At 69.9% G+C, this 26,137-nt stretch carries 32 protein-coding genes and 1 pseudogene; 18 read left to right on the forward strand and 15 right to left on the reverse strand.

The features are described 5' to 3' along the window. Positions 1-5: 5 nt before the first annotated feature. Both VNG13_05710 and VNG13_05715 read right to left on the reverse strand, forming a co-directional pair. Positions 6-422 (reverse strand): hypothetical protein, encoded by a 417-nt coding sequence (locus tag VNG13_05710; GenBank protein HVA60018.1) that lies wholly within the window; start codon positions 420-422, stop codon positions 6-8. A gap of 46 nt (positions 423-468) precedes the next feature. Beyond that, positions 469-648: a hypothetical protein gene (locus VNG13_05715; GenBank protein HVA60019.1), complete on the reverse strand. Its 180-nt coding sequence runs from the start codon at positions 646-648 to the stop codon at positions 469-471. 246 nt (positions 649-894) lie between these two features. Between VNG13_05715 and VNG13_05720 the strand changes: the two genes are divergently transcribed. The 8 genes from VNG13_05720 to VNG13_05755 all read left to right on the forward strand — a co-directional run bounded on the left by VNG13_05720 (position 895) and on the right by VNG13_05755 (position 7,641). Continuing rightward, positions 895-1,428, forward strand: coding sequence for a heme-copper oxidase subunit III (locus VNG13_05720; protein HVA60020.1), 534 nt, complete (start codon positions 895-897; stop codon positions 1,426-1,428). 50 nt (positions 1,429-1,478) lie between these two features. After that, positions 1,479-2,285 carry a cytochrome c gene (locus tag VNG13_05725; GenBank protein HVA60021.1) on the forward strand — a complete coding sequence of 269 codons (807 nt, stop codon included), beginning with the start codon at positions 1,479-1,481 and terminating at the stop codon, positions 2,283-2,285. Continuing rightward, on the forward strand, positions 2,282-3,340 hold the full coding sequence (locus tag VNG13_05730; GenBank protein HVA60022.1) for a Rieske 2Fe-2S domain-containing protein: 1,059 nt from the start codon (positions 2,282-2,284) through the stop codon (positions 3,338-3,340). The genes VNG13_05725 and VNG13_05730 overlap by 4 nt, the downstream gene beginning before the upstream one ends. Next, on the forward strand, positions 3,337-4,965 hold the full coding sequence (locus tag VNG13_05735) for a cytochrome bc complex cytochrome b subunit (protein ID HVA60023.1): 1,629 nt from the start codon (positions 3,337-3,339) through the stop codon (positions 4,963-4,965). The genes VNG13_05730 and VNG13_05735 overlap by 4 nt, the downstream gene beginning before the upstream one ends. 90 nt (positions 4,966-5,055) lie before the next feature. Then, positions 5,056-6,009, forward strand: coding sequence for a hypothetical protein (locus VNG13_05740; protein ID HVA60024.1), 954 nt, complete (start codon positions 5,056-5,058; stop codon positions 6,007-6,009). A gap of 125 nt (positions 6,010-6,134) precedes the next feature. Continuing rightward, positions 6,135-6,488 carry a zinc-ribbon domain-containing protein gene (locus VNG13_05745; protein ID HVA60025.1) on the forward strand — a complete coding sequence of 118 codons (354 nt, stop codon included), beginning with the start codon at positions 6,135-6,137 and terminating at the stop codon, positions 6,486-6,488. After that, positions 6,472-6,828, forward strand: coding sequence for an MmcQ/YjbR family DNA-binding protein (locus VNG13_05750; protein HVA60026.1), 357 nt, complete (start codon positions 6,472-6,474; stop codon positions 6,826-6,828). The genes VNG13_05745 and VNG13_05750 overlap by 17 nt, the downstream gene beginning before the upstream one ends. A gap of 660 nt (positions 6,829-7,488) precedes the next feature. After that, complete coding sequence (locus VNG13_05755; GenBank protein ID HVA60027.1) at positions 7,489-7,641, forward strand: hypothetical protein; 153 nt, start codon at positions 7,489-7,491, stop codon at positions 7,639-7,641. Between the two features lie 4 nt (positions 7,642-7,645). Here the strand turns inward: VNG13_05755 and VNG13_05760 are convergent, their stop codons facing one another. Further along, positions 7,646-9,124: a hypothetical protein gene (locus VNG13_05760; protein ID HVA60028.1), complete on the reverse strand. Its 1,479-nt coding sequence runs from the start codon at positions 9,122-9,124 to the stop codon at positions 7,646-7,648. 220 nt (positions 9,125-9,344) lie between these two features. Between VNG13_05760 and VNG13_05765 the strand changes: the two genes are divergently transcribed. Together VNG13_05765 and VNG13_05770 are read left to right on the forward strand one after the other, a co-directional pair. Continuing rightward, positions 9,345-9,620, forward strand: coding sequence for a type II toxin-antitoxin system HicA family toxin (locus VNG13_05765; protein HVA60029.1), 276 nt, complete (start codon positions 9,345-9,347; stop codon positions 9,618-9,620). Continuing rightward, the gene (locus VNG13_05770; GenBank protein HVA60030.1) at positions 9,610-9,942 is read left to right on the forward strand and encodes a type II toxin-antitoxin system HicB family antitoxin; all 333 of its coding nucleotides are present in this window, start codon (positions 9,610-9,612) and stop codon (positions 9,940-9,942) included. The genes VNG13_05765 and VNG13_05770 overlap by 11 nt, the downstream gene beginning before the upstream one ends. A 147-nt stretch (positions 9,943-10,089) precedes the next feature. Here the strand turns inward: VNG13_05770 and VNG13_05775 are convergent, their stop codons facing one another. The 3 genes and pseudogenes from VNG13_05775 to coxB all read right to left on the reverse strand — a co-directional run bounded on the left by VNG13_05775 (position 10,090) and on the right by coxB (position 13,063). Further along, complete coding sequence (locus tag VNG13_05775; GenBank protein ID HVA60031.1) at positions 10,090-10,488, reverse strand: cytochrome c oxidase subunit 4; 399 nt, start codon at positions 10,486-10,488, stop codon at positions 10,090-10,092. An 11-nt stretch (positions 10,489-10,499) separates the two neighbouring features. Next, positions 10,500-12,101, reverse strand: a pseudogene (gene ctaD, locus VNG13_05780) (cytochrome c oxidase subunit I). Positions 12,102-12,175: 74 nt separating this feature from the next. Beyond that, positions 12,176-13,063, reverse strand: a complete 888-nt coding sequence (coxB, locus tag VNG13_05785; GenBank protein ID HVA60032.1) for a cytochrome c oxidase subunit II — start codon at positions 13,061-13,063, stop codon at positions 12,176-12,178. A 65-nt stretch (positions 13,064-13,128) separates the two neighbouring features. On the opposite strand from coxB, the gene VNG13_05790 reads away from it, so the two are divergent. Both VNG13_05790 and VNG13_05795 read left to right on the forward strand, forming a co-directional pair. After that, positions 13,129-14,280: a cysteine desulfurase family protein gene (locus tag VNG13_05790; GenBank protein ID HVA60033.1), complete on the forward strand. Its 1,152-nt coding sequence runs from the start codon at positions 13,129-13,131 to the stop codon at positions 14,278-14,280. Then, the gene (locus VNG13_05795; protein HVA60034.1) at positions 14,280-14,507 is read left to right on the forward strand and encodes a sulfurtransferase TusA family protein; all 228 of its coding nucleotides are present in this window, start codon (positions 14,280-14,282) and stop codon (positions 14,505-14,507) included. Before VNG13_05790 ends, VNG13_05795 begins: the two co-directional genes overlap by 1 nt. Here the strand turns inward: VNG13_05795 and VNG13_05800 are convergent. Further along, positions 14,482-15,483: a carbohydrate kinase family protein gene (locus tag VNG13_05800; GenBank protein HVA60035.1), complete on the reverse strand. Its 1,002-nt coding sequence runs from the start codon at positions 15,481-15,483 to the stop codon at positions 14,482-14,484. The genes VNG13_05795 and VNG13_05800 overlap by 26 nt on opposite strands. 178 nt (positions 15,484-15,661) lie before the next feature. Here VNG13_05800 and VNG13_05805 point away from each other — a divergent pair, with 178 nt between their 5' ends. After that, positions 15,662-15,868, forward strand: coding sequence for a hypothetical protein (locus tag VNG13_05805; protein HVA60036.1), 207 nt, complete (start codon positions 15,662-15,664; stop codon positions 15,866-15,868). Between the two features lie 75 nt (positions 15,869-15,943). Here VNG13_05805 and erpA read toward each other — a convergent pair whose 3' ends face one another. Further along, complete coding sequence (gene erpA, locus VNG13_05810) at positions 15,944-16,291, reverse strand: iron-sulfur cluster insertion protein ErpA (protein HVA60037.1); 348 nt, start codon at positions 16,289-16,291, stop codon at positions 15,944-15,946. Positions 16,292-16,438: 147 nt separating this feature from the next. Between erpA and nadA the strand changes: the two genes are divergently transcribed. Further along, on the forward strand, positions 16,439-17,599 hold the full coding sequence (gene nadA, locus VNG13_05815) for a quinolinate synthase NadA (GenBank protein HVA60038.1): 1,161 nt from the start codon (positions 16,439-16,441) through the stop codon (positions 17,597-17,599). Positions 17,600-17,605: 6 nt separating this feature from the next. Here nadA and VNG13_05820 read toward each other — a convergent pair whose 3' ends face one another. The 4 genes from VNG13_05820 to VNG13_05835 are packed head-to-tail and all read right to left on the reverse strand — an operon-like array spanning position 17,606 to position 20,139. Next, positions 17,606-18,169: a hypothetical protein gene (locus tag VNG13_05820; GenBank protein ID HVA60039.1), complete on the reverse strand. Its 564-nt coding sequence runs from the start codon at positions 18,167-18,169 to the stop codon at positions 17,606-17,608. Further along, positions 18,169-19,125 carry a zinc metalloprotease HtpX gene (htpX, locus tag VNG13_05825; GenBank protein HVA60040.1) on the reverse strand — a complete coding sequence of 319 codons (957 nt, stop codon included), beginning with the start codon at positions 19,123-19,125 and terminating at the stop codon, positions 18,169-18,171. The genes VNG13_05820 and htpX overlap by 1 nt, the downstream gene beginning before the upstream one ends. After that, positions 19,100-19,378, reverse strand: coding sequence for a hypothetical protein (locus tag VNG13_05830; protein HVA60041.1), 279 nt, complete (start codon positions 19,376-19,378; stop codon positions 19,100-19,102). The genes htpX and VNG13_05830 overlap by 26 nt, the downstream gene beginning before the upstream one ends. Then, complete coding sequence (locus VNG13_05835) at positions 19,375-20,139, reverse strand: PspA/IM30 family protein (protein ID HVA60042.1); 765 nt, start codon at positions 20,137-20,139, stop codon at positions 19,375-19,377. Before VNG13_05835 ends, VNG13_05830 begins: the two co-directional genes overlap by 4 nt. Before the next feature lie 50 nt (positions 20,140-20,189). Between VNG13_05835 and VNG13_05840 the strand changes: the two genes are divergently transcribed. Beyond that, a complete protein-coding gene (locus tag VNG13_05840; GenBank protein HVA60043.1) occupies positions 20,190-20,801 on the forward strand; it encodes a DUF3043 domain-containing protein in 612 nt (203 codons plus the stop codon). On the opposite strand, the gene VNG13_05845 is transcribed toward VNG13_05840, so the two are convergent. From VNG13_05845 to gcvT, 3 genes are read right to left on the reverse strand one after another with little or no spacing between them, the layout of a single operon-like run. Beyond that, on the reverse strand, positions 20,802-21,017 hold the full coding sequence (locus VNG13_05845) for a hypothetical protein (protein ID HVA60044.1): 216 nt from the start codon (positions 21,015-21,017) through the stop codon (positions 20,802-20,804). Continuing rightward, a complete protein-coding gene (locus tag VNG13_05850; GenBank protein ID HVA60045.1) occupies positions 21,014-21,541 on the reverse strand; it encodes a shikimate kinase in 528 nt (175 codons plus the stop codon). Before VNG13_05850 ends, VNG13_05845 begins: the two co-directional genes overlap by 4 nt. Beyond that, positions 21,538-22,638 carry a glycine cleavage system aminomethyltransferase GcvT gene (gene gcvT, locus VNG13_05855; protein HVA60046.1) on the reverse strand — a complete coding sequence of 367 codons (1,101 nt, stop codon included), beginning with the start codon at positions 22,636-22,638 and terminating at the stop codon, positions 21,538-21,540. Before gcvT ends, VNG13_05850 begins: the two co-directional genes overlap by 4 nt. A gap of 91 nt (positions 22,639-22,729) precedes the next feature. Between gcvT and VNG13_05860 the strand changes: the two genes are divergently transcribed. From VNG13_05860 to VNG13_05870, 3 genes are all read left to right on the forward strand, one after another. Continuing rightward, on the forward strand, positions 22,730-24,244 hold the full coding sequence (locus tag VNG13_05860; protein HVA60047.1) for a leucyl aminopeptidase: 1,515 nt from the start codon (positions 22,730-22,732) through the stop codon (positions 24,242-24,244). A 67-nt stretch (positions 24,245-24,311) separates the two neighbouring features. Further along, positions 24,312-25,688 (forward strand): dihydrolipoyl dehydrogenase, encoded by a 1,377-nt coding sequence (lpdA, locus tag VNG13_05865; GenBank protein ID HVA60048.1) that lies wholly within the window; start codon positions 24,312-24,314, stop codon positions 25,686-25,688. A gap of 26 nt (positions 25,689-25,714) precedes the next feature. After that, positions 25,715-26,137: biotin/lipoyl-containing protein (locus tag VNG13_05870; GenBank protein HVA60049.1), on the forward strand; the 423-nt coding region annotated here is incomplete at its 3' end.

Consider the following 26,137-nt stretch of genomic DNA (forward strand, 5'->3'; position numbering starts at 1 on the left):
GCGAATCAGCGGCGGGCGGGAAAACGCCGCAGCAGGTCGGTGACCGCCGCGGTCAGCCGGACCGCGTCGATCGGGTGCGGGACCGCTGCCTCGGCCCGCGACCAGGTGGCCAACCACGCGTCGTCCGGGCGGCCGGTGAGCAGCAGAACCGGCGGCGGCGTCGCCAGCTCGTCCCGCAACTGCCGGCAGATCCCCATGCCGCCGGTTGGCCACGCCTCCCCGTCGAGGATCGCGAGATCGATCCCGCCGGCATCGCAGCGGGCGACGACCCCGCCGCCGGTCGCCTCCTCGATGTAGGCGATCGGCGGCAGCGCCCGGTCCGGACGATGCCCGACGGCTAGCCGCACCTGCTCGCGGATGACCGGATCGTGGCTGTACACGAGCACGGTGAGCTGCTCGCCGCCCGGCTGATCCTCGGTCACCGAGGCATGGTACCGACCGTGGCTGGAGGGTCGGCCCGGTCGACGTCTAGGAGCGGGGTTTCACCGCGGGGCCGCGCCACGGGATCTCGGCGGTGTGCGCGTAGCAATTCGGGCCGGGATTGTAGGAGGAGAGCCGCTCGCGGCACACCGGGCAACGACGCCGGGTGTCGCCGGCCCTGGGGACCGGCTTGGACGTCGAGCCGATCAGCCTGGTGCCAACGGTCATCCGCCCCTCCGTCCCGGCTCGGTACGCCCTCTCGACCCTAGGAGCGGCACCGGGGCAGGTCAACGGACGTCCGGCACCGACCTCGGGCTCCGCAGTCCGGTCCGCGATCATTCGGAGCCGAATCCGAGCACCTTCCGTCGGGGGGTCGCGGCACGGGCCCGACCGGCGGCTGGTTGAATGCACGCCGTGGCCACCGCTGCCGCCCTCGACGGCGCCCCCCCGCACGGGTCGTTGTCCCGCCCGAACATGACCAGCGTCGGGACCATCGTCTGGCTGTCCAGCGAGTTGATGTTCTTCGCCGCGCTTTTCGCGATGTATTTCACCGTCCGCAGCGTCAGTACGGTGTGGCCCGCGCACGGTGTCGTTCTCGATATCAAGGCCGCCGCCCCGTTCACGATCGTCCTCGTGCTCTCCAGCGTCACCTGCCAGCTGGGCGTGTTCGCGGCCGAGCGTGGGGACATTGCCGGCCTGCGTTTCTGGTTCATCGTCACGTTCTTCATGGGGTCGGTGTTCATCGGCGGCCAGGCCTACGAATACTTCGTGCATAACCAGTTCTCGCTCGCCAGCCACCCGTACGGCTCGGTGTACTACGTGACCACCGGGTTCCACGGGCTGCATGTGCTCGGCGGCCTGGTCGCGTTCGTCTTCGTCCTTCTGCGCACCAGTTTCGGACGTTTCACCCCGGAGAAGGCCACCACCGCGATCGTCGTTTCGTATTACTGGCACTTCGTCGATGTGGTGTGGATCGGACTGTTCACCACGATCTACCTGATCCGTTGAGCGCGAGCCGTCGGGAGCCCGCCGTGACCCGTGAACCTGGGGAGCCGACCGTGACGTCCAGCCGGCCCGCAGACGCTTCGGGCCGCGGCCGGCGGTCCCGGCGGCTGTCGAGCTACGGGGTCCTGCTCGTCTCGCTCGCTGCCCTCGGTGGCCTCTACGCGGCGGTCGCGCCCAGCGGGAACGCCGCGAATCGCCTACCCGGTGTCGGCGCGCAGACCGTTAGCTATGGGCGTCAGCTCTACGAAGTGAGCTGCGCCAGCTGCCACGGGCTCAACGCGGAGGGTGGAAGCAACGCACCGAGCCTCATCGGGGTCGGTGCGGCCGCGGTCGACTTCCAGGTCGGGACCGGCCGAATGCCCGCCGCCACCCATCAGGCCGCCGAGGAGCCCCGCAAGCCGCCCCGGTTCAGCCAGGACCAGATCCACGCGCTCGCCGCCTATGTCGCCTCGCTAGCGCCCGGGCCGGCGATTCCCAGCGACCTGAACTACCAGGCGACGGACCCGGCGCTCGGTGGGGATCTGTTCCGGACGAACTGCGCGGCCTGTCACAACGCGATCGGCTCGGGGGGCGACCTAACCTACGGGGCGTACGCACCGTCGCTCAGCCAGGCGACGCCCACCCAGATCTACGAGGCCATGCTCACCGGGCCGGAGCAGATGCCGCCGTTCTCGAACAGCCAACTCTCCAGCCGCGAAAAGCTCTCGATCATCAACTACCTCATGACCACGCGGAACGAGGCCAACCCCGGGGGCAACGGACTCGGTCGGATCGGGCCGATTCCGGAAGGTGCGGTCGGCTGGATCGCCGGGATCGGGCTCCTCGTCGGGGTCACCGTGTGGATCGGGGCCCGGGCATGACGGACGAGCAGCCCCCACCGGTGCGCCGACCGGGGCCGCTGCGCCGGATCGGCCGCCGCGCCGAGCCGGCGGCACCCATGCCTGCGCCCAACCGGGCGGCGGAGGCGCAAACCCCCGACCCGCTCGCGCACGTCACCGTCTACTCGCGAACCGACGACGACCCGATCGAGGCCAAGCGCGGGGAACGGATCGTGGCGGCGCTGTTCCTGCTCTCCGCGATCGGCTCGCTGGGTTTCTGTGCCATCTGGTTTTTCACCAGCGTGAGCGGGGCCAACCTGGCACACCTGCGCCGGGTCAACTTCCTCATGGGCGCCGCACTGGGCGCGGCGTTGTGCGGGACCGGGGCCGCGTTCATCGTCTGGGCGAAGCGGCTCATGCCGCACGTGAAGTACGTCCAGGAGCGCGAGCCGATGCACTCCACGCCCGAGGACGAGCTCGCGGCGGAGAAGGTTGTCCTCGACGGCGCCACCTCGATGGGCATCGCTCGCCGGCCCCTCGTCCTGCGCTCCGCCGGGCTCGCGCTCGGCGTCCTCGGGCTGCCGGCGATCGTCGCTCTCCGTGACATGGGCCCGGCGCTGAAGGACACGCTGCGGACGACCGCCTGGACGGCGGGCGACCGGATGGTCGACATCAACACCGGTCGACCGATCATGCTCGGCGACCTGGAGATGGGCGGGTACGTCACGGTGATGCCCGAGGGCAGCACCGACACGAACGCCAACGCACTGACCCCGACCCTGCTGATCCGGCTACGACCCGGCGAGAACCGGCCGCTGCCGGGCCGCGAGTCGTGGGCGGCCGCGGACCACGTGGCCTACTCGAAGATCTGCACACACGCCGGATGCCCGATCGGTCTGTACGAGGAGCAGACGCATCACATGCTCTGCCCCTGCCACCAGTCCACCTTCCTCGCCACCGAGGGCGCGAAGGTCATCTTCGGGCCGGCGGCGCGCTCCCTGCCGCAGCTGCCGATCATGCTCGACGCCGCCGGCTACTTCCGGGCCCAGAGCCCCTTCCACGAGCCCTGCGGACCGAGCTTCTGGGAGCGCGGGTGACCTCGCCCGCGGAGACCGCTACCCGCAAGACCTTGCGGGTGGTCGACGACCGTTTCGGCAGCGCCAACTTCCTCCGGCGCAACCTCAACAAGGTCTTCCCGGACCACTGGTCTTTCATGCTGGGCGAGATCGCCCTGTACAGCTTCGTCATCCTGCTGCTCACCGGCACCTACCTCAGCTTGTTCTTCAGGGCCAGCAGCCAGGAGGTGTTCTACAACGGCAGCTACGCGCCCCTTCGCGGGCTGAAGATGTCCGAGGCCTACGCCTCCACGCTGCACATCAGCTTCGACGTCCGGGCCGGCCTGATCATCCGGCAGATCCACCACTGGGCAGCCCTGATCTTCGTATCCGCGATCTTCGTGCACCTCATGCGGGTGTACTTCACGGGCGCCTACCGCAAGCCACGGGAGATCAACTGGCTGATCGGTGTCGGTTTGCTGACCCTGGCCATCCTGGAAGGGTTCGCCGGATACTCGCTGCCGGACGACCTGCTCTCCGGCACGGGCATCCGGATCGCTTACTCGGTGCTCGAGTCGATCCCGCTGGTCGGGACCTGGCTGGCCTTCTTCGTGTTCGGCGGCGCGTTCCCGGGCCAGGACTTCATCCCAAGGCTGTACATCGCCCACATCTTGCTCGTGCCCGGGCTTCTGCTCGCCCTGATCACCGCCCACATGATGATCTTGTGGCATCAGAAGCACACCGACTTCGCGGGACCTGACAAGACCGAGCACAACGTCATCGGCTCGACGATCTGGCCCGGCTTCGCCTGGAAGACGCAGGGATTCCTCTTCCTCGTCTTCGGCGTCTCCGCGCTGCTCGGCGGCTTCGCCCAGATCAACCCGATCTGGCTCTACGGTCCGTACAACCCGGCGGTGGTCAGCGCCGGCTCCCAGCCGGACTGGTACATCGGGTTCCTCGAGGGGTCGCTGCGGTTGATGCCGAACATCGAGTGGAACCTGTTCGGCCACACGATCGACCTGAACGTCCTGTTCCCGGGGATCATTCTGCCCGGAATCATGTTCACCCTCCTCGGGCTGATCCCGTGGCTGGAGCGATGGAAGACCAAGGACCACGCTTACCACAACGTGCTCGACCGGCCGCGGAACAAGGCGAACCGGACAGCGGCCGGGGTCCTCGCGATCGTCTTCTACCTGGTGCTGCTCGTCGGGGGCGGCAACGACGTGCTGGCGAAGACCTTCGATTGGTCGCTCCAGGGCACGACCTGGGCACTGCGCGTGTTGATCATCGTCCTGCCGCTGCTGTCGTTCTACGTCACGAAGCGAATCTGTCTCGGGTTGCAGCACAGCGACGCGGATCTGCTCCACCACGGCATCGAGTCCGGGATCATCGTCCGGCTCCCCTCCGGGGCCTTCATCGAACCGACGAAGCCGCTGCCGGCGCACCGACGGCCGCTGCTCGAGTCCGGGCCCGCCGGGCATGCCGAGCCGGCGATCCCGTACGGGCATGCGGCGCCGAATGGCCATGCGCAGCCGGCGGTCGGGACGGGTGCGCAGGCAGATCCGGCGGACGGCGGGGCGCTCTCGGCCGCCGGGCGCGCGATCAAGGACTTCTTCACCGAGCCCGCCAGCGGGCCCGAGTCCCCGGAGGACCCGGGCCAACCCTGACCGGTAGCGGTCTTCAGCGAGATCGAGGCGAGATCTTCCGCGGAACCAGCCGTTGTGTGGGCATAGGCACCTGCGCGGCGAGGAGGACCCGTGAGGAAGATCTCGAGTGCGCTGGTCGCGGTTGCGGCCACAGCCACGGCGGCCCTGGGGCTGGCCACCCAGGCCCAGGCTGCCGACGTCGGCGGAGCCGGGAACCCGCACGTCCACCTGCTGCTCACCCGGCAGGCGGTGCAGCACACCCTCGGGGTCTCCACGGGATGCCTCGGCACGGGGAGCCCGGGCTGTATTCCGATCCCGCTCCAGTACAACGGCGGCCCGGTGGAACAGGCTGGCACGACCAACTACGCGATCTTCTGGGAGCCCACGGGTTCATTCGTCGCGCCGACCTACAACAGCTTGATCCAACGCTTCTTCGGCGACATCGGCGGGAGCGGTCTCTACGGGGTCGCGACCCAGTACTACCAGAGCGTCGGCAGCCAGAACCAGGACATCGTCAACAGCTCGCACTTCGGCGGTAGCTGGGTGGACACCGCCCCGTACCCCCCGTCGGCCGTGCAGGACATTGACCTCCAGGCCGAAGTGGCAAAGGCGATGACGGCCAACGGCTGGACCGGCGGCATCGGTCACCAGTTCTACGTCTACCTGGCCAAGGGCGAGAGCCAGTGCAACGCCGGTGCATGCTCGTTCTCCACCTATTGCGCATATCACGGAGACTTCGGCTCCAACGGCCAAACCGTGCTGTACGCCTCGATGCCCTACGACGGGACGAACCTCGCGGCCTGCGGGACGCAGTCGAGCGCCAGCCCGAACAACGACATCGACGCTGATGCGGAGATCAGCACCACCTCGCACGAACTCATGGAGACGGTCACCGATCCGACGATCAGCGCCTGGTACGACGCGACCGGATCCGAGATCGGCGACAAGTGCGCCTACACCTACGGTCCGACCTCGCCGAACGGGGCGGACATCACGATGAACGGCAACCCGTACATCGTTCAGGAGGAGTTCAGCAACTCGGCGCTCGGCTGCACCCTGAGCTGAGCCGGGAGACCGATCCGACCCCAGATCGGCTGGACGAACCGAAGGAACGTTTTCGAGGCACCCGTCTCTTGCGGTCGGGTTGCTCGTTGTAAGGCCGTCGATGCGTCCGGCTGAGGGGAACTGCCGTGTTCTTGATCTTCGGTTTTCGGAGCCGCTCCAAGGTCCTGACTCGGCTGCTGCTGGTGTGCGGGACCTGTCAGAAGCCGGCGGCACAGACGCTGATCCTGCGGGTGCGCTGGTTCACGCTGTTCTTCATCCCGGTGATCCCATTTGCGCGAAAGCACCTCATGCAGTGCGCCCTGTGCGGGAGCGTGAGCAAGATCACCAAGGAAGAGGCCGCCCGACTGTCGGCGATGCCTCAGGAGACGGCACCCGCGCAGGCGGGGTCTCCGCAGGCGCCGCGTGCGCAGACTGTGCTACCGGGAAGCACCATGGATGCCCGTCTTGGTGCAAACTCGCGGGATGGTGACCATCGATGATGTGCGCTCCATAGCGTCTCGGTTACCGCGCTCCTACGAAGCGCTAGTCCATGATCGAGTCAGGTTTCGCGTCGGTCGAATCGTGTATCTCGCCTTCTCCCGCGATGAGACGGAGATGGGGTTCGCCTTCCCCAAGGACGAGCGCGAGGCTCTCGTCGCCTCCGAGCCCGGGAAATTCCGGATGCCCGGCCTGTCGGACCTTCGTTACAACTGGGTCGCGGTACGCCTCGGGGCACTCGAGCCCAGCGAGATGCGCGAACTCGTCCTCGACGCCTGGCGCATGGTCGTGCCGAAGGGGGTGGCAGCCGCATACCTCGGTGGGGCGCCGGCCTCGGCCTAGCCTGGTCGCCGTCCACCGGAAATTCACTGGCTCGTCGGTCATGGGGCGCAGAGAATGTCGCCCGATGTCCTCGCTACAGCTACAGCTCCGGTTCGCCGGCGCCGCCGACGCCGACGCCGTCGCGGGCCTGCACGCCGATAGTTGGCGTCGCCATTTCGGGGTGCGTATTCCGACGCCTTCCTGGACGGCGACGTGACCTCAGATCGCCAAGGGGTCTGGAGCAAGCGACTGCGAAAGACGTCCGAGCGCGCTTGCACCATCGTTGCTGAAGCCGACGGAGCCATCGTCGGCTTCGCGCACACAGTCCTCGACGAGAGCCGCAGGTGGGGAGCTCTCCTGGACAACCTTCATGTCGTCGAGAGCCACCAGCGCCGGGGCATCGGAGCCCTACTCTTGGGCCGAAGCGCCGGCGTCGTGGTCAAGAGACGGCCTGGCTCGGGACTTCATCTGTGGGTCCTGGAAGGGAACGTCTCGGCCCAACGCTTCTATCAAGCTCTCGGTGGGCGAAGCGTCGAAGTGGCGGACGTGCCACCTGTGGGCGGCGTTCCCGGTCGGCTCGAGGGCTCCCCGGCGAGGCTGCGCTACGCCTGGCCCGATCCCGGTGTCCTCATGCGGTTCGTCGAAGGTCCAGAGGGCCGCCCGCGACCCGAGGGGCGGTAGTTGCCCGTCGCCCGGAAGAACCCGGCGTTCCGTTCGGACTACCCCCAACCCCGGCTCCCGGGCAATGCGCCGATCCGGCTCCAGCTCTACGACCTGGCTGGCGATCTCGAAGTCGCCCATCTCGCCGCCGTGCTGGCGACGGCGAAGACGTGAGCAGCTACCCGGGACGGCAACCGGCCGCGCCGAGCCGGCAGCGCTCGCTGACGTAGCCGACAAACGACGCATCCTGCGCCGCATGGCCGCCGTCGCTCGTGTACGCGATGGAGGTCAGGCCGGTACGCGGACTGATCGCGACCCCGAAGTCGTCGTAGAGGTTGCGGTCACCGTCGAGTCCGTTGCAGGTGCTTCCGCCGGTGCACACCAGGCCCAGGTGGATCACCCCGGTCATGCGGTCCTGATGCCAGGTCCGTCCGGAGTCGGTGGAGGTCGCCAGGAAGACGTACCAGGCGGCGCCATGCGCCGAGCCCGGCTTACCCATCCGGGCCGCCTGGTCGTGACCGCCCGTGGCATTGGTGCCGTACCAGGCAAGCGACACCTGACCGGCGGCCCCGCCGGCCACGGTCGGGTAGACGGTGGTCCGTGCCGGGGGCAGGTTGACCCGGCGCGGCGCGGACCAGGTCGTCCCACCATTGCGGGACGAGGAGAGATAGGTCTGATCCTTGCCTTCCCAGGCGAAGTAGACCGTGCCCGCCGCGTCGACCCCCACCGTGCTCCCCCACACCGGGAGTGCCGGATCCGGGCTCGGCGCGACCAGGTGGACATGGAAGATCCGGCCCCCGTCCGAGCTCACCCCGACCGCATGGGTCGTCTTCGCGCACGAGGTCGCCGTCTCCTGGGCAACGGTGACCGGGCTGCCGCCGGCATCGCACAGGTCGAGCGGCACGTAGATGTTCCCCCGGGTCCGCGACCTCGGCGAGTTGTCCACCACGAGCTTGTTGAACGAGTTGCCGGCGACCTGGTCCTCGAACACCACCGCGCTCGATACCGGGTCGATGCTGGCGCCGATGGTGTCGCTAGTCGGGCTGCACAAGTTGTACGTGTTGAGCACCGGCTCGAACGCCGGCAGCTGGTGGTAGAGCAGGTCCACGGTGCACGCTCCGCTTGCCGCTACCCACGGCCGGTCCTGGGCCGGAACGCCGCCGAGGTACTGAACCGACCAGGTCCGTCCACCGTCCTGCGAGTAGGCGATCGCGGTGGCGCCGAGCCACAAGCTGACGGCATAGACGTTGTAGAAGCCCGCCGAGTTCTTCACCGTCGCGGCGGCCATGTCGGTGTCCTCGCCGCCCAAGCCGGGGTTCTTCCGGGCCAGCGTCGAGAGCGGACTGGCGACCCAGCTGAAGTGGCGCCCGCCGTCAGTCGAACGCCAGACGTCCTCGCCGGTAAGCAGCTTGCCGGACGACCGGGCATCGGTTGTCTCGTTAGGGCTGATGTCTCCGGCGATCCAGACCGTGCCGCCACCGTCGATCGCCAACCCCGGCTCGGCATCGAAGTTGCGGGAGATCCCGACCCCGGGCGCCGGCGGCAGCGCCTGCCCCCCGGTCGAATGCGGCAGCCCGGTACCGGCAAGCGCGACCGGAGCCAACACCGCCGCCACCACCGCCGTGAGGACCCCCGCGGTCAGCTGAACCCGCCCCATGCCCGCTCCCCCGCTCCGTCGGGTCCGCACCGGCCCGATCCGGCTGCAGACCAGGAACAGTTCGTGACCGAGGCGGTGGACTCCTGCTGCCGAGGCGGGCGCGGCATCATCACCCACCCCGGTGGAAAGTCACTTTTCCTGTCGGTAGCGGCCGTTAGTATGGGTTCATGGTTGCTGAAGTGCATTAGCCAGTGATGTGTGACAGGAGGCAGCCGAGTCGGTGGCGAAAAGGCGTGGGGAGTTACCGAGGACCCTGTGCCAGACTTCGGCTCAGCACTTGCTGGAGGAGAACGGTTGGACCCGCTCCCTTGGCGGGAAGCACAACGTGAAGATGACCAAGGAAGGGAAGCGACCCATCACTCTGCCGCACCACAGGGGGCAGGATTACGGACAAGGCCTGCGGGACGCGATCTTGACCCAGGCCGGGCTCAAGGGCCAGGCCCCTGAGGTCGATGCGACCAAGCAAACGGGAACGGAGGCACGGGATGAGGGATAGGGCTATGCAGAACAAGTTCACCCTCAAGATCTCCGAAGATACCGATGGCATGCTCTGGGCTCAGGTCGAGGACCTCCCGGGATGCTTTGCATCCGGTCAGAACCTTGACACGCTCATGGAAGCAGCCGCCGAGGCAATCGGGCTCTACCTGTCTGAGGAGGGGCCCGAGATCCGCGTCGGGCTCACGCCACTCCCCGAGCCCGACGACAGCCGGGTACTCAGCCTCGGCCGTCGCCGACGTGAACCTGAGCGCAAGCATGAGTCGGTCGCGCCGACCGCCCACTACAGCGTGGACAGCGCCGAGCTTCTGATCGAGGCCTGAGCCCCCGGGTCACTCCGGTGTTGCTGCGCGGGTTGGTCCTTCGCTTGGCCCAGGGCACCGTCGTCTGTTTTGTCCGGCTTGACCGCGAGCAGCACCCGTAGGACCGTCTCCGACGGCACCCCGCAGCAACCGCCGTAGGAGGGCGGCTCAGAAGTCGTAGTTCGGGTTGGCGTAGTACTCGAGGATGAGCCCGGCCACCGAGCCGATGAGGAAGACCATCCCGATGAGGAACAGCCACCAACCGAAGATCCAGCCCACCGCAACCAGGGCCGCGGAGAACGCCGTCGGCAGCGGCCACCAGCTGTGCGGACTGAAGAAACCGACCTCACCGGCGGCGTCGGCGATTTCGCCGTCGACCAGGTCCTCGGGGCGCATGCCGGTGCGGCGGCCGGTGACCAGCGCGTAGCTCCCGATGATGATCGACATTCCGCAGGCCAGGGCGATCGCCGTGGTGCCCGTGGGGTCGTAGGACATGAACCAGTAAACGACGTCGCACAGGGCCAGGAAGACCGCGACGAAAGCGAACAGATACGCCTCGATCCGCATGGCTGCCTACCTCAACCGATTTCCGGCGTGGGACGGTGCTCGACGGCGGCCACGGCCTGCGGATAGTGCAGGTCGAAGGCCGGGCGCTCGGAACGGATCCGCGGCACCGACTCGAAGTTGTGCCGCGGCGGCGGGCACGACGTCGCCCACTCGAGCGAGTTCCCGTAGCCCCACGGATCGTCGGCGAAGACTCGGACGTTGCGGCCGCGCCAAGACCGGTAGGCGTTCCACATGAACGGGAACGTGGACGCCCCCAACAGGTAGGCGCCGATCGTCGACACCGTGTTGAGCGTCGTGAACCCGTCGCTCGGCAGGTAGGTGGGCACCCGGCGGGGCATCCCCTGGACCCCGAGCCAGTGTTGGACCAGGAACGTGAGGTGGAAGCCGACGAACAGGGTCCAGAAGTGGATCTTCCCGAGTCGCTCGTTGAGCATGGTGCCGGTCATCTTTGGCCACCAGAAGTAGAAGCCGGCGAACATCGAGAAGACGACCGTGCCGAACAGCACGTAGTGGAAGTGTGCGACCACGAAGTAGGTGTCGGTGACGTGGAAGTCGATCGGCGGGCTGGCCAGCAGCACCCCGGACAGGCCGCCGATGAGGAACGTCACGAGGAAACCGACCGCGAACAGCATCGGGGTGTCGAAGGTGATCTGGCCGCGCCACATCGTGCCGATCCAGTTGAAGAACTTCACGCCGGTCGGCACCGCGATCAGGAAGGACAGGAAGGAGAAGAACGGCAGGAGCACCGCGCCGGTCGAGAACATGTGGTGCGCCCACACCGTAATCGACAGACCGGCGATCGAGGTCGTCGCGAAGACGAGCCCCTTGTAGCCGAACAGCGGCTTGCGGCTGAACACGGGCAGGACCTCGGTGACGATCCCGAAGAACGGCAGCGCGACGATGTACACCTCGGGATGGCCGAAGAACCAGAACAGGTGCTGCCAGAGGATCGCGCCACCGTTGGCGGCATCGAACAGGTGCGCCCCGAACTTGCGGTCGAGCTCCAGGCCGAGCAGCGCGGCGGTGAGCACGGGAAACGCGACGAGCACCAACACGCTGGTCAGCAGGATGTTCCAGGTGAAGATCGGCATCCGGAACATGGTCATGCCGGGCGCGCGGAGGCAGAAGATCGTCGTGATGAAGTTGACCGCGCCGAGGATGGTGCCGAGCCCGGCGATGACGAGCCCGAGGATCCACAGGTCGCCGCCGACCCCCGCGGAGTGCACCGCGTTGGTCAGCGGCGAGTAGGCATACCAGCCGAAGTCCGCGGCCCCGCCCGGGGTGAGGAAGCCGGACAGCACGATCAGCCCGCCGAACAGGAACAGCCAGTACGAGAACATGTTCAGCCGGGGGAACGCCACGTCCGGTGCGCCGATCTGCAGCGGCATGATCTCGTTGGCGAAGCCCACGAAAAGCGGCGTGGCGAAGAGCAGCAGCATGATCGTGCCGTGCATCGTGAACAGCTGGTTGTACTGCTCGTTCGACACGAAGTTGTTGCTCGGGCGGGCCAGCTGGGTTCGCATGAGCTCCGCGAGCAGGCCGCCGACCAGGAAGAACCCGAACGAGGTGATCAGGTAGAAGTGCCCGATCACCTTGTGGTCGGTGCTGGTGATCCAGTTGACGATCCGCCGACCCGGTTCGACCACGACGCGCCGTTGCCCGACCCGGGGGCCGGCCTCGATGTAGGTCACTGCGCGCCCCCGTAGCCGCTGCCGGTGCCGGTCGCCGAGCTGGAGCTGGACGAGACCAACGTATACATCGGATTCGTGCCGCTCGCGGCGAGTGCCTTCGTCTGCTGGAGAAAGGTCTGGTACTGCGGCCAGGTGACCGCGTGGACCTCGAACCGCATCAGCGCATGGTCCACGCCGCACAGCTCGGTGCACTTGCCCTGGAACCAGCCGGTCTGCGTGACCGTGACCTCGAACCGGTTCTCCCGGCCGGGGATCACGTCCCGCTTGAACAGGAACGGGATCACCCAGAACGAGTGCACGACGTCCGGCGAGGTCTCCACGAACTGGATGGTCTTGCCGACCGGGATCGTCAACGTCGGGTCCTGCCCGGGCCGACCGGTGATCTGCAGGCCCTGACCTTCATAGTTGAACTGCCAGTCCCACTGGAACCCGACGACGTGGATCGTCACGTCCGGGTTCGCGGACAGGTTGTCCTCGAAGTTCTCGTCGATGACCGTGAAGTAGAACAGGATCGAAACGATCACCATGGGCACGACGGTGTAGACGATCTCGATCGGCAGGTTGTAGCGCACCTGTCGGGGCAGTTCGTCGCTGCGCTTGCGGTAGGCGAAGCTCGCGAACAGGATGAGTAACAGGACGAACGCCCCGACCAGCAGCGCCGCGAGCAGCCCGCCCTGCCACAGCTTGAGGATCCGCTTGCCCTGCACCGTGACCGGGGCCGGCCAACCGCCGCGCGCCCACACCGCCGCGTTGCACCCGGCGAGGCTCAGGCCGACCAGCGCGAGGAGACCGAGCCGGGCCACCAGTCGCGGGGCCGACCAGCGCCTCGCCGTCGAGCGGGTCGGTGCCACGTTCGCCTTCCTCGGCCGGACGGAGTCGGTCATCCGGCGGCAACCCTAACGCAGCCCGGGCCGGTGCCCCGCTGGGGGTGGGGCGCTAGTTTTCGGGCGTGTCCGGCTACCTCGATGCAGCATCGGCGGTCCCGCTGCATCCGGCCGCCCGGGCGGCGTTGGAGCGCGCCCTGGCCGAGGGATGGACCGACCCCGCCCGGCTGTACGGGGCCGCCCGGCGGGTCCGGATCCGGCTCGACGAGGCGCGCGCCACGGTCGCCCGCGCACTCGGCGCCGAGCCGGAGGAGGTGAGCTTCACCGCCTCCGGAACCCAGGCCAACCACCTCGCAGTGCTCGGCGCCGCGGCCGGCCGGTGGCGGGCGGGCCGCCGGATCGTCGCCGGCGCGGTCGAGCACTCCAGCGTCCTCGCGGCCGCCGACCGACTGGCGAACGATCCGGCCGTCGCCGTCGACCTGATCGGGGTGGACCACACCGGCCGCGTCGACGTCGAGGCCTTCCGCGCGGCCCTAGGCCCGGACACCGCGCTCGCCTGCCTACAGACCGCGAACCATGAGGTCGGCACCCTTCAGCCGGTAGAGGAGATCTCGCCCGGGTGCGCGGCGGCAGGTGTCCCGTTGCTGATCGACGCCGCCCAGTCGGTGGGCCGCGTTCCGGTGGACGTGGACCGGCTCGGTGCCGGGCTGCTCACGGCGAGTGCCCACAAGTGGGGCGGTCCACCGGGCGTCGGGATCCTCGTGGTGCGGCGTGGGGTGCGGTGGCGCTCACCGTTGCCCTCGGACGAACGGGAAAACGGTCGGGTGCCGGGGGCGGAGAACGTGCCCGCGATCCTCGCCGCCGCCGCCGCCCTGGATGCCCGCCTCGGCGAGATGGAGGCGGAAGGCACCCGGCTGCGCCGCCTCGTCGACCGGATCCGCGGCACAGTGCTCGACCGGATCCCGGACGTCGAGATCCTCGGCGACCCGGTCCGGCGGCTCCCGCACCTGGTGACGTTCTCCTGCCTCTACGTCGAGGGCGAGGCGTTGCTCGGCGAGCTGGACCGGGCCGGCTTCGCGGTGTCTTCCGGCTCCTCGTGCACCGCGGCCACCCGAAGCCCGTCGCACGTCCTCGAGGCGATGGGTGCCCTGACCCACGGCAACATCCGGGTGTCGCTGCACGCCGGCACGGACGACGCGGACGTCGACCGGTTCCTCGACCTTCTGCCGGTAGCCGTCGCCCGGCTGCGCCGCATCGCCGGCGCGGATCGGCTGTGATGGCCGACCTCACCCTGGACACCCGCGGCCGGCGGTGCCCGTTCCCGGTCATCGAGCTGGCCCGCCGGATCGGCGAGCTCGCCCCCGGTGACGTCGTAGCCGTCGTCTCCGACGACGCCGCCGCCGGCCCGGACATCCGCGCCTGGTGCCGTCTCCGGGGGCAGGACTACGTCGGCGCCGAGGAGGAGCCGCCCGGCGCCGTCACGTACCGGGTGCGCCGGCGCTGACCCCGACCAGGTGCGGGCGCACCTCGTCCGCGGCGGCCGGCCCGTAGTTCTCCCCGAGTCGCTCCAGGAAGCGGGCCGGCTCGACGTCGTACTCCTGCGTACCGACGGTTTCCAGCACGAGGGTGGCCAGCAGGCAGCCCACCTGAGCCGAGCGCACGTGGTCGAGCTGCCAGCCCCGCGCGCTCAGGTAGCCGGCCCGGAAGGCGTCGCCGACCCCGGTCGGATCGGCCTTGCGCAGCTCCGCGGCGGTCGGCACCTGGATCGGCTGGCCGGCTCGGAAGTCGATGACCACCCCCGCTGCCCCCTGGGTCGTGACCCGAACCCCGACCCGGTCGAGGACCTCGGCCGAGGACCAGCCGGTCTTGTCGAGCAGCAGGGCCAACTCGTACTGGTTGGTGAACAGGTAGGCGGCCCCGTCGACCAACCGGCGGATCTGGTCACCATCGAGGCTGGACAGCTGTTGGGACGGGTCGGCGACGAATGCCAGCCCCTCGCCGCGGCACTCGTCGGTGTGGCGGAGCATGGCTTCGGGATCGTTGGGGCCGATGACCACGAGGTCGAGACCGCCGAGCCGTCGGCCGACCGGGGAGAGCGCGATCTCCCTGGCCTCCGCCATGGCCCCGGGGTAGAACGAGGCGATCTGGTTCTGGTCCCGGTCGGTGGTGCACAGGAACCGGGCGGTGTGCGCCACCTCGGACACGTGCACGCTGGACGTGTCGACCCCGTGCCGGTCCAGCCAGGAGCGGTAGTCATCGAAGTCGGCGCCGACCGCGCCGACCAGGGCGGGGCGGCCCCCGAGCTGGGCCATCCCGTAGCAGATGTTCGCGGCGACCCCCCCGCGGCGCACCACCAGCTCGTCCACGAGGAACGACAGCGACACGTGTCCGAGCTGATCGGGCAGCAACTGGTCGGCGAAACGACCGGGGAAGGTCATCAGATGGTCGGTGGCGATCGAGCCGGTGACCGCGACACGCACGCGTTACTCCTCGAGGCTGGCTGCCGCGAGCGTAACGACCCCGGCCGGGGCGTCCGCCCGGGGCTCGGCCGGAAACGGGCGAAACTACCGCTGGGTAGGGCTATCCGACGCGGACGTCGGCTCCTACTGTGGGTAGACAACCGGAGCGCCGCCCACGGCCGAAGGAGCCTTTCCGTCCATGACCACGCATCGCCAGATGCCGTCCGAAGTCGAGCCGGATGCCTTGATCGACCTCGTCGCCGACTGCGCCGAGATGCCGCCGGCGATGCTGCGCGGCGTCCGGGGTCGCCTCCCGCTGCCCACCCCCCGCCAGGTCGTCGACCTCGGCGAGCTGCTCACCGACCGCGTGATCCGGCTCGCCGACCGGGCCCAGACCTACCTCTGACCGGGCCTACCTCTGACCGGGCCTACCTCTGACCGGGCCGACCTCTGACCGGGCCGACCGGGGCCTAGCCGCCGGTCAGTGGAACGAGTCGCCGCAGGCGCACGAACCGCCGGCGTTCGGGTTGTCGATCGTGAAGCCCTGCTTCTCGATGGTGTCCACGAAGTCGATGACCGCGCCGCTGAGGTAGGGCCCGCTCATCCGGTCGATCACCACGGACACGCCGCCGAAGTCGACGACGCTGTCACCGTCGAGGCTGCGCTCGTCGAAGAACAGCTGGTAGCGCAGGCCGGAGCAGCCACCGGGCTGAACGGCGACCCGCAGCGCCAGGTCGGCGCGCCCCTCCTGCTCGAGCAGCGTCTTGACCTTGCCTGCCGCTGCATCGGTGAGAACCACGGTCTGCGGCGCGGTGTCCTGCACGGTCATCTGTGTCGCTCCTGCTCGTCGGCCCATCTTCCACTTCAACGACGGATCGCCCCGCCCGATTCCGTGGCGCTCATCGTCCCACATGCCCGGCGCCTTCGCCGGACTAGTCGACCGGTTCGGGCATCGACCATATGCGACGATCACGGGGTGACGACAGTCGAAGCGCGAACCGCGCTGCCGCTGTTCGTCCTCGGGCAGGAGGCGGCGGCGGAGGTCGAGCTCGGCACCGACTGCCCCGGCGAACTCCCCCCCGCGTCCGATCCGTCCCTGGTCGAGCGGGCCCGGGTGGCGAAGGCCGCCCTGGGCGAGCGGGTGTTCATCCTCGGGCATCACTACCAGCGGGACGAGGTCATCGCTTTCGCCGATGTCACCGGCGACTCGTTCCGCCTGGCCCGGGAGGCCGCCGGACGCCCGCAGGCGGACTACGTCGTGTTCTGTGGCGTGCATTTCATGGCCGAGTCCGCGGACATCCTCACCGCCGACCACCAGCAGGTGGTCCTTCCCGACCTGGCCGCCGGCTGCTCCATGGCGGACATGGCCCGCCTCGACGACGTCGAGGACTGCTGGGACAACCTCGCCGACGCCGGTATCGACGACTCGACCGTGCCGGTGACCTACATGAACTCGGCGGCCGACATCAAGGCGTTCACCGGCCGGCACGGCGGCACCGTGTGCACCTCGTCCAACGCCGGCCGGGCGCTACGCTGGGCCTTCGAGCGCGGCGAGCGGGTGCTGTTCCTCCCCGACCAGCACCTCGGGCGGAACACCGCGGTCCGAGACCTCGGACTCGACCTCGACGACTGCGTGGTCTACGACCCGCATCGGCCCGGCGGCGGGGCCACCGCGGCGGAGCTACGCCGTGCCCGGATGATCCTCTGGCGCGGCCACTGCTCGGTGCACGGCCGGTTCGGGGTCGAGGCGGTGAACGAGGTCCGGGCCCGAGTCCCGGGTGTGCAGGTTCTCGTCCACCCGGAGTGCCGGCACGAGGTGGTGAACGCGGCCGACCTGGTGGGCTCCACCGAGTTCATCATCCGCACGGTCGAGGCGGCCCCGCCCGGCTCACGATGGGCGATCGGCACGGAGCTCAACCTCGTGCAGCGGCTCGCGGCGAACCACCCGGAGCAGACCATCGTCTTCCTCGACCGAACCGTCTGCTTCTGCTCGACGATGAACCGGATCGACCTGCCACATCTCGTCTGGGCCCTCGAATCCCTCGCCTCGGGTCGGCTGGTCAACCGGATCCGGGTGGACGATCGGACCGCCACCGAGGCCCGTGCGGCGCTCGAGCAGATGCTCGCCCTGCCCTGACCACGGTTACAGGCCGGGTGCCCCGTAGACCGGGAACCAGCGGGTCAGGTCCTCCTCGACCTTGAGGTCGGTGCCGATGGCCGCCCGGATCTCGAGTTCGAGTGCGTTGTCCCGCCGTTCCGGTCCGGTCGGCGCAAACGGGTACCACGTCCCCCGCTTGAACAGGTACACCAGGCCGAGCTTGCGGCTGCCGTCACCGAACGCGACCACCGTGCACAGCAACGCCGGGCCGAACCCGGCGTCGGCGATCGTCGAGTTCGCGGCATGCAGATCGGTGACGAGGGCCTCGACATCGACCGGCTGGGTGTGGCGGACCAGCCAGGTGAACCCGAAGGCGTCGGCTGTCTCGTCGAACTTGCCGGAGTCGAGGGCGAGCAACTTCTCGACCTCGTCACGCAGCCCGGCGAACGCCCCGCCCTCCGGGGATTTGAAGCAGACCGCGCCAACGCCGGTGGGGGTGAACGCGGTGCCGGCCTCGAGGGTGATCGCGGCGGACGGGACCGCGAACAGCTGGTCGAGATCGGGCTGGGCGGCCTTCGACCGGCCGAGAAGAACGTCGAGGAAACCCACTAGACCGGCTGGCCGAGCTGCTGCGAGATGTGCGCCAGCTGGCGCAACCGGACCTCCAGCGAGGGGTGGGTGGAGAACAACGACGAGATGCTGAACCCCTGGGACAGCGCCGGCGCGAAGAAGAACGCGTTGAAGGCCTCAGCGTGGCGCAGGTCGCGCGACGGGATCCGGGACATCTCGCCCGTGACCTTGGTCAGCGCGGACGCGAGCGCGGAGGGCCGGCCGGTGAGCAGCGCCCCGGAGCGGTCCGCGGACAGCTCCCGGTAGCGCGAGAGCGCGCGGGTGAGCACGAACGAGATCGCGTAGATGACCATGGAGAACAGCAGCACGACGAAGACCACGGCGACGCCGCCACCCTGGTCGTTGTTGTTGGAGCGGCGGTTGAACCCACCGAACATCTCCGAGTACAGCGCGAACCGGGTGACGAACCCGGCGGCCACGCCGAGGAACGAAGCCACCGTCATCACCGCGACGTCCCGGTGCGCGACATGGGAGAGCTCGTGGGCGAGCACCCCTTCGAGCTCCTCGGTGTCGAGCCGGCGCAGGATCCCGGTGGTGGCGCAGACCACGGCCCGTTTCGGGCTGCGGCCGGTGGCGAAGGCGTTCGGCAGGTCGACGTCGGCGATCGCGACCGCCGGCTTCGGCATGTCGGCGAGGGCGCAGAGCCGGTCGACCACCGCATGCAGCTGCGGCGCCTCCTCCGGGGTCACGATCCGCCCGTTCATCGAGAACAGCGCGATCCGGTCGGAGAACCAGTACTGGCTGAACAGCAGGACGACGGCGATCACGAGGACGAGTCCGAGCTGGACATGCGCCAGCAGCAGGGCGGTGATTACGACGGCGTAGAGGGCGCCGAGGAGGAACGCGGTCACGACCATCCTGGTCGCGAGCCCGCGATCCTGCGGGAAGCGGTTGCGTGCCACGGCCGGCCTAACCCGCGACCAGGCCCTCGTCACCGAGGAGCTCGCGGACCTCGGCGAGCCCGGCGTCGGCGGAGGGGAGGACGAGATCGGAGGGGACCAGCAGGTCGTCGGCGAGTGGCGTGCCCAGCTGGCGGACCCGGTCGAGCAGCGCTGCGTGCGCCGCCCGGAAGGCGGCCTCGTCGTCGGCTTCGACCGCACGGAGCAAGGCGTTGTCGAGGGAGTTCAGTTCGTCGACCTCGGATTCGTCGACCTCGACCTGGCCCTCGCCGAGGATGCGGACGATCATGACGAGCCCTCGGGCTGCGCGGCCGGCGCACCGGATGACTCGATCGCCGCCGCCGGTGTGCCGCTGCCAACCGCACCCTTGAGCTTCGCCAGCTCGAGTTCGACGTCGGACTGCGAGGACATCCGGTCGAGCTCGCTCTGGATGTCGTCCTTGGTCGTGCCGCTGGCGTCCTCGAGCGCCCCCGAGGCGATCAGCTCGTCGAGGGCACCGGCCCGGGCCTGGAGCTGAGCGGTCTTGTCCTCGGCGCGCTGCATGGCCAGGCCGACGTCGCTCATCTCCTCGGAGATGCCGGAGAACGCCTCCCCGATCTTCGTCTGCGCCTCCGCCGCGGTGTAGGTCGCCTTGATCGTCTCCTTCTTCGTCCGGAAGGAGTCGACCTTGGTCTGCAGCCGCTGGCTGGCGAGGGTCAGCTTCTCCTCCTCGGCCTGGAGCTGCGCGTGCTGCGTCTCGAGGTCGGAGACCTGCGAGGTGACCGCGGAACGGCGGCTCAGCGCCTCCCGGGCCAGGTCGTCGCGACCGGCGGCGACCGCCTGGCTGGCCTGCGCCTGAAGCTTGTCCCCCGAGGCCTGGAGTTGCTGCATCTGAAGTTCGATGCGCTTGCGGCTGGTCGCGACGTCGGCGACCCCCCGGCGCACCTTCTGGAGCAACTCCAGCTGCTTCTGATAGGAGTAGTCCAAGGTTTCGCGCGGGTCCTCCGCACGGTCGAGCGCCTTGTTCGCTTTGGCCTTGAAGATCAAGGCGATTCGTCGCGTGATGGCCATGCCCGCTCAACGCCCTTCGATCGCGGTTCGTGCCTCCAGCCTAAGCGACGATGGCGGCCCGTACCCTGGCAGCCGTGGGGCTTCTGCGCAGAACGACCGAACCCGGGCCGGCGGTAGAGGTCGCCCCGGCGCCGGCGCAACCGCCGGTCGGCAAGGGTCGGCCGACCCCGAAGCGCCGGGAAGCCGAGCGCACCCGCCGGGCCGCCGTCCCCGCCCCGGCCACCCGGCGCGAGGCCTACCGCCGGCGGCGGAGCGAGATCAAAGGCGAGCGGCGGACGATGCGCCGGGCACTGGCGACCGGCGACGAGAAGAACCTGCCGCCGCGCGACGCGGGGCCGGTCCGACGCCATGTCCGGGACGTCGTGGACTCCCGGCGCAATGTCGGCGGCCTTGTGCTCATGGTGGTCGTGGTGGCCCTCGCACTCGGCCGGATCCGATCCGCAACCGGGCAGTCCGTGGTCTTCCTGGGCGAGCTCGCGGTCGTCGTGCTGCTCGTCGTCGACATGGTCTTTCTGGTCCGCCGGGTGAAGCGGGAGGTCCGGTCCCGGTTCGGCGACGGCGAGGTTCGCGGGGTCGCCCCGTACGCGGTGATGCGCGCCATGCAGTTCCGGCGGCTGCGGATGCCGCCACCGCGGGTCAAGCGCGGCGCTGACCTGCCCTGATCATTCCGGCATCCGCAGGCTCATCGGCCCGTACACCAGCCGGTCCCCCTCGAGCAGGCTCACCTGGTCCACCCCCGCGTCGAACAGCTCCCGCCAGATCTCGCCGAGCCAGCTCTCGGCGTCCGACCGGGTGGCGAAAGGCTCCGCCCGGGGCGCCCCCGGCGGGTCGAGCTCCGCGCCGTCGGGCGCCTGGTAGCGCCAGGTCCATGCCATCACGCCTCCTCCTCCGGGCCGGCCAACCGGGCCACGATGCGGTCGACGATCTCGCCCGGCTCCGCCCGGTCCACGTCGACGACGAGGGCGGCGGCCGAGCGGTAGAGCACCGCGCGCCCGGCATAAAGGCCGGTCAGCACGGGCAGCGGGTCGGCATCGAGCCAGGGCCGGTCCCCGCCGGAACCGACCCGGGCGGCGAGCGTGGCCAGGCCGGCGCGCAGCCACACGACGAAGCCGCCGGCCGCAAGCCGGGCCGGGGCCTCGGGCTGCTCGATCGCGCCCCCGGCAACCGCGGCGATCACCGGTGGCGGGGCGCTCAGGGCGGCGTCGAGCGCAGCCGCCTCGCGGCCGCGCAGCACGAGCGCACCGTCCGCGTCGAGAACGGCCCGGGTCGTCCGGCCAGCGGCCAGCGCGACCAGTTCGTCGTTGTCGAGGTACGGCCACCCGGTGCGCTCGCCGAGCAGGCGACCCACGGTGGTCTTGCCGGCCCCCATCATCCCGACGAGCAGCACCCGGCGCGGGATCACGTCGGCGACCGGTCGACGAACGGCGGGCGGGACACCCGCATGGTGGACGGTCGGCCGCGCACGTCGACCAGGACGTCGTCGCCTTCCCGCACGCCGGCGTCCAGCAGGGCGAGGCCGATCCCGATCCGCCGGGTCGGAGAGAAGGTGCCGCTGGTGACGAAGCCGAGCGGCGCACCGTCCGCGGCGGTCACCGCCATCCCGGGTCGCGGAATACCGCGGTCCAGCGCGAGCAGGCCACGCAGCAGCCGGGCGGGCCCGCGCTCCCGCTCGACCCGGAGTGCGCCAGCCCCCCAGAACCGGGGCTTGTCCCAGCCAACCGCCCAACCGGCCCGGGCCTGGACCGGCGTGACGTCGAGGGAGATGTCCTGGCCGTGCAGCGGGTAGCCCATCTCCGTCCGCAGGGTGTCCCGGGCGCCGAGCCCGCAGGGCAGACCGTCTCGGGCGGTGGCGGCGGCGACGAGGCCCGCCCACAACGCCGGGGTGTCCGCCCACGCCGGAAGCAACTCGTAACCCGGCTCGCCGGTGTAGCCGGAGCGGCAGACGATGACCGGGCCGCCCCGGTACTCCGCCACCACGAACGACATGTACGGGTGGTCCGCCGGCAACCCCAGGTCGCCGAGAACCGCGGCGGCGGCGGCACCCTGGACGGCGAGCACGCCGTAGCTCTGGTGGGCGTCGCGCACGTCGACGCCCGGCGGGGCCGCCCCCGACAGCCGGCGGACCACCTCGGCGGTGTTCGCGGCGTTCGGGACGAGGAGGACCTCCGCCGGGTCGCGCAGGTAGACGATCAAGTCATCGACGATCCCGCCGGTGGCGTCGTCGCAGCACATCGTGTACTGCGCCTGACCGGGCCGGATCCGGCCCAGGTCGTTGGTCAGGCAGCCGTTGACGAAGTCGGCGGCCCCGGGGCCGGTCACCGACGCCTTCCCCAGATGGCTCACGTCGAACACGCCCACCGAACCGCGGACGGCGGCGTGCTCGCGGAGGACCCCGCCACCGGGGAACTCGAGCGGCATCAACCAACCGCCGAACTCGGCGAGCTTCGCGCCGGCCGCGACGTGCTGCTCGTGCAGCGGCGAACGGTGCGGGCTGGTCACCGCAGCGACGCTACCGCGCAGCCCGCCGGGCGTCGGCAAACCCGTCTACGATCTCTGCTGACCAGATTCCGGACGACGACGGGGACCGCTCGTGACCACGCTCCGCCTGAACAGCACCGACCCGACCGAAGTCACGTCGGATGCCCTGATCATCGGGATCACGCGGGGCGGCGACGGCCGCCCCGCGCTGGCCGGTGGCGCGCCGGGGGTGGACAAGGCGTTCCGGGGCGGTCTGCGGTCCGCGCTGCGCGGGCTCGGGGCCACCGGCCGGGCCGAGGAGGTGACCAAGCTGGCGAGTCTCGGTGCGATCGGCGCGGGCACCCTGATCGCCGTCGGACTCGGCGACACCCCGGCAAGGGGCGCGCGGATCCCGGCCGACACGCTGCGCCGGGCGGCCGGAGCGGCGGCCCGGGCCCTCGCCGGGACCCGGAGCGCGGCCACCACGCTCGCGCTGGTAAACGGCGACACGGCAGACGTCCGCCCGGTCGCCGAGGGCCTGCTGCTCGGCGGCTACGCCTTCCGCCGCTTCCGCAGCGCGGCGTCCGCGGCACAGGCGAAGTCGCCGCTACAGACGGCGACCGTGCTGGTCGACCAGCCCCGGGACAAGGCGGTCCGAGCGGCCGTCGACCGGGCCAACGTGGTGGCGGAGTCGGTCGTGCTCTGCCGGGACCTGGTCAACACCCCACCGGCGGACCTCCACCCGGCCGACCTGGCCGCCGCCGCCCGCAACACCTGCGTACCGCTCGGCCTCGAGGTCGAAATCCTGGACGAGAAGGCTCTGGCCAAGGCCGGTTTCGGCGGCATTCTCGGCGTGGGCCAGGGGTCCGCGCACCCGCCGCGCCTGGTCCGGATCGCCCATCGGGTGGATCCGGACGCCCCCACGATCGCCATCGTCGGCAAGGGCATCACCTTCGACTCCGGCGGCCTGTCGCTCAAGCCCGCCGCGTCCATGGAGTGGATGAAGTCGGACATGGGCGGCGCCGCCGCGGTGATCGCCACCCTCGCGGCGGCGGCGCGGCTGGAGCTCGGCGTGAACGTCACCGGATGGGTGCCGACGGCCGAGAACATGCCGGGCGGCCGGGCGATCCGCCCCTCGGACGTCCTGACCATGTACGGCGGCAAGACGGTGGAAGTTCTCAACACCGACGCGGAGGGTCGGCTCATCCTCGCCGACGCCATCGTCCGGGCCGGGGAGGAGCGTCCGGACGTGATCGTGGACGTGGCGACCCTCACCGGGGCCCAGTTGGTAGCGCTCGGCTCGCGCACCTTCGCCGTGATGTCGAACTACGAGGACCTTCGCGACCAGCTGGTCGCCGCGGCCGACGGGGCCGGGGAACCGGCCTGGGCGATGCCCCTGCCCGACTACCTGCGTTCATCGCTCGACTCGGAGGTGGCGGACATCGCCAACATGGGCGATCGCAACGGAGGCATGCTCGTAGCCGGGGTATTCCTCCGGGACTTCGTCCCCGACGGCATCCGGTGGGCTCATCTCGACATCGCCGGACCGGCGTTCAACCAGGGGGACCCGTGGGGCTGCACCCCCAAGGGCGGGACGGGTTCGGCGATCCGGACCCTGATCGACTACCTGGCGAGCGTCGAACGCTGATCCGGGGGGCCGGACGCCGGGTGCGAAGATGAGCCGAGCCCAGCCGTCAGTGTCGTAGGGAGCGCCCGTGGCGAGCAGCGAATCGGCCGACCTCGTCATCCTCGGCGGCGGCAGCGGAGGCTACGCCTGCGCGCTGCGGGCGGCGGAGCTCGGCAAGACGGTCATCATGATCGAGAAGGACAAGGTCGGCGGCACCTGCCTGCACCGCGGCTGCATCCCCACGAAGGCCCTGCTGCATGCGGCCGAAGTTGCCGACCAGACCCGGGAGAGCGCATCGGTCGGCGTGAACGCGACGCTCGAGGGCATCGACATGGCCGGGGTGAACAGCTACAAGGACAAAGTCGTCGGCCGGCTGTTCAAGGGTCTGCAGGGCCTGGTGAAAAGCCGCGGGATCACCACCGTCGAGGGCAGCGGCCGGCTGGTCGGTCCGGACACGGTGCAGGTCGGCGACGAGCCCTATCGCGGCGCCCACGTGGTGCTGGCCACCGGGTCCTACTCGCGCAGCCTCCCCGGTCTCGACATCGACCATCAGCGGATCATCACCAGCGAGGACGCGCTGACCCTCGACCGGGTGCCGGGGTCGGCGGTCGTGCTCGGTGGCGGCGTGATCGGGGTCGAGTTCGCGTCCATCTGGCGCTCCTTCGGTGCCGAGGTGACGATCGTCGAGGCCCTGCCGCACCTGCTCCCGCTCGAGGACGAGTCCAGTTCGAAGCTGCTCGAGCGGGCCTTCCGCAAGCGCGGGATCGGGTTCAAGATCGGAACGAGGTTCGCCGACGCGAAGGTCACCGACGCCGGCGTCACGGTCACGCTCGAGGGCGGCGAGACGCTCGAGGGCGAGCTGCTGCTCGTCGCGGTCGGCCGGGGGCCGGTCTCCGACGGGCTCGGTTTCGAGGAGGTCGGCGTCGGGATGGACCGCGGGTTCGTCACGGTGGACGAACACTGCCGGACCTCGGTGGACGGGATCTACGCGGTGGGCGACGTCCGGCCCGGGCTCCAGCTGGCTCACGTCGGGTTCGCCGAAGGAATCATGGTCGCCGAGGAGATCGGCGGACTGAACCCGCCGACCGTCGACTACGTCAACGTTCCGAAGATCACCTACTCGGAGCCCGAAGTCGCCTCGGTCGGCCTGACCTCGGCGCAAGCCGCCGAACGCGGGTACGAGACGGTCGAGGTCACCTACGACCTGGCCGGCAACGGTCGGTCGCAGATCCTGCAGACCGCCGGTGCGGTCAAGGTGGTCGCGGCAAAGGACGGCCCGGTCCTCGGCGTCCACATGGTCGGTTCGCGGGTCGGTGAGCTGATCGCCGAAGCCCAGCTCATCACCAACTGGGAGGCGCTGCCGTCCGAGGTCGCGCAGCTCATCCATCCCCATCCGACGATGTCAGAGGCGGTCGGCGAAGCGCACCTGGCGCTCGCCGGCAAGCCCCTGCACACGCACGGCTGACCGAGTCGAAGGAGCCCGAGCCGGCTATGGCCACCTCAGTCACGATGCCCCGCCTCGGAGAGAGCGTCACCGAGGGGACGGTCACCCGCTGGCTGAAGAAGGAGGGCGAGCGGGTCGAGGTCGACGAGCCGCTGCTCGAGGTCTCCACGGACAAGGTCGACACCGAGATCCCCTCCCCGGCGGCCGGCGTGCTCACCTCGATCAAGGTGGCGGAGGACGAGACCGTCGAGGTCGGCGCCGAGCTGGCGGTCATCGACGGGGGTGCGCCGGCCGAGGAGGAGAAGCCGGCGGCCGAGGAGAAGCCGGCGGCCGAGGAGAAGCCGGCGGCCGAGGCGGAGAAGCCGGCGGCCGAGGCGGAGAAGCCGGCGGCCGAGGCGGAGAAGCCGGCGGCCGAGGCGGAGAAGCCGGCGGCCGAGGCGGAGAAGCCGGCGGCCGAGGCGGAGAAGCCG

It is taken from the genome of Mycobacteriales bacterium (assembly GCA_035533475.1).
Taxonomy (GTDB): domain Bacteria; phylum Actinomycetota; class Actinomycetes; order DATLTS01; family DATLTS01; genus DATLTS01.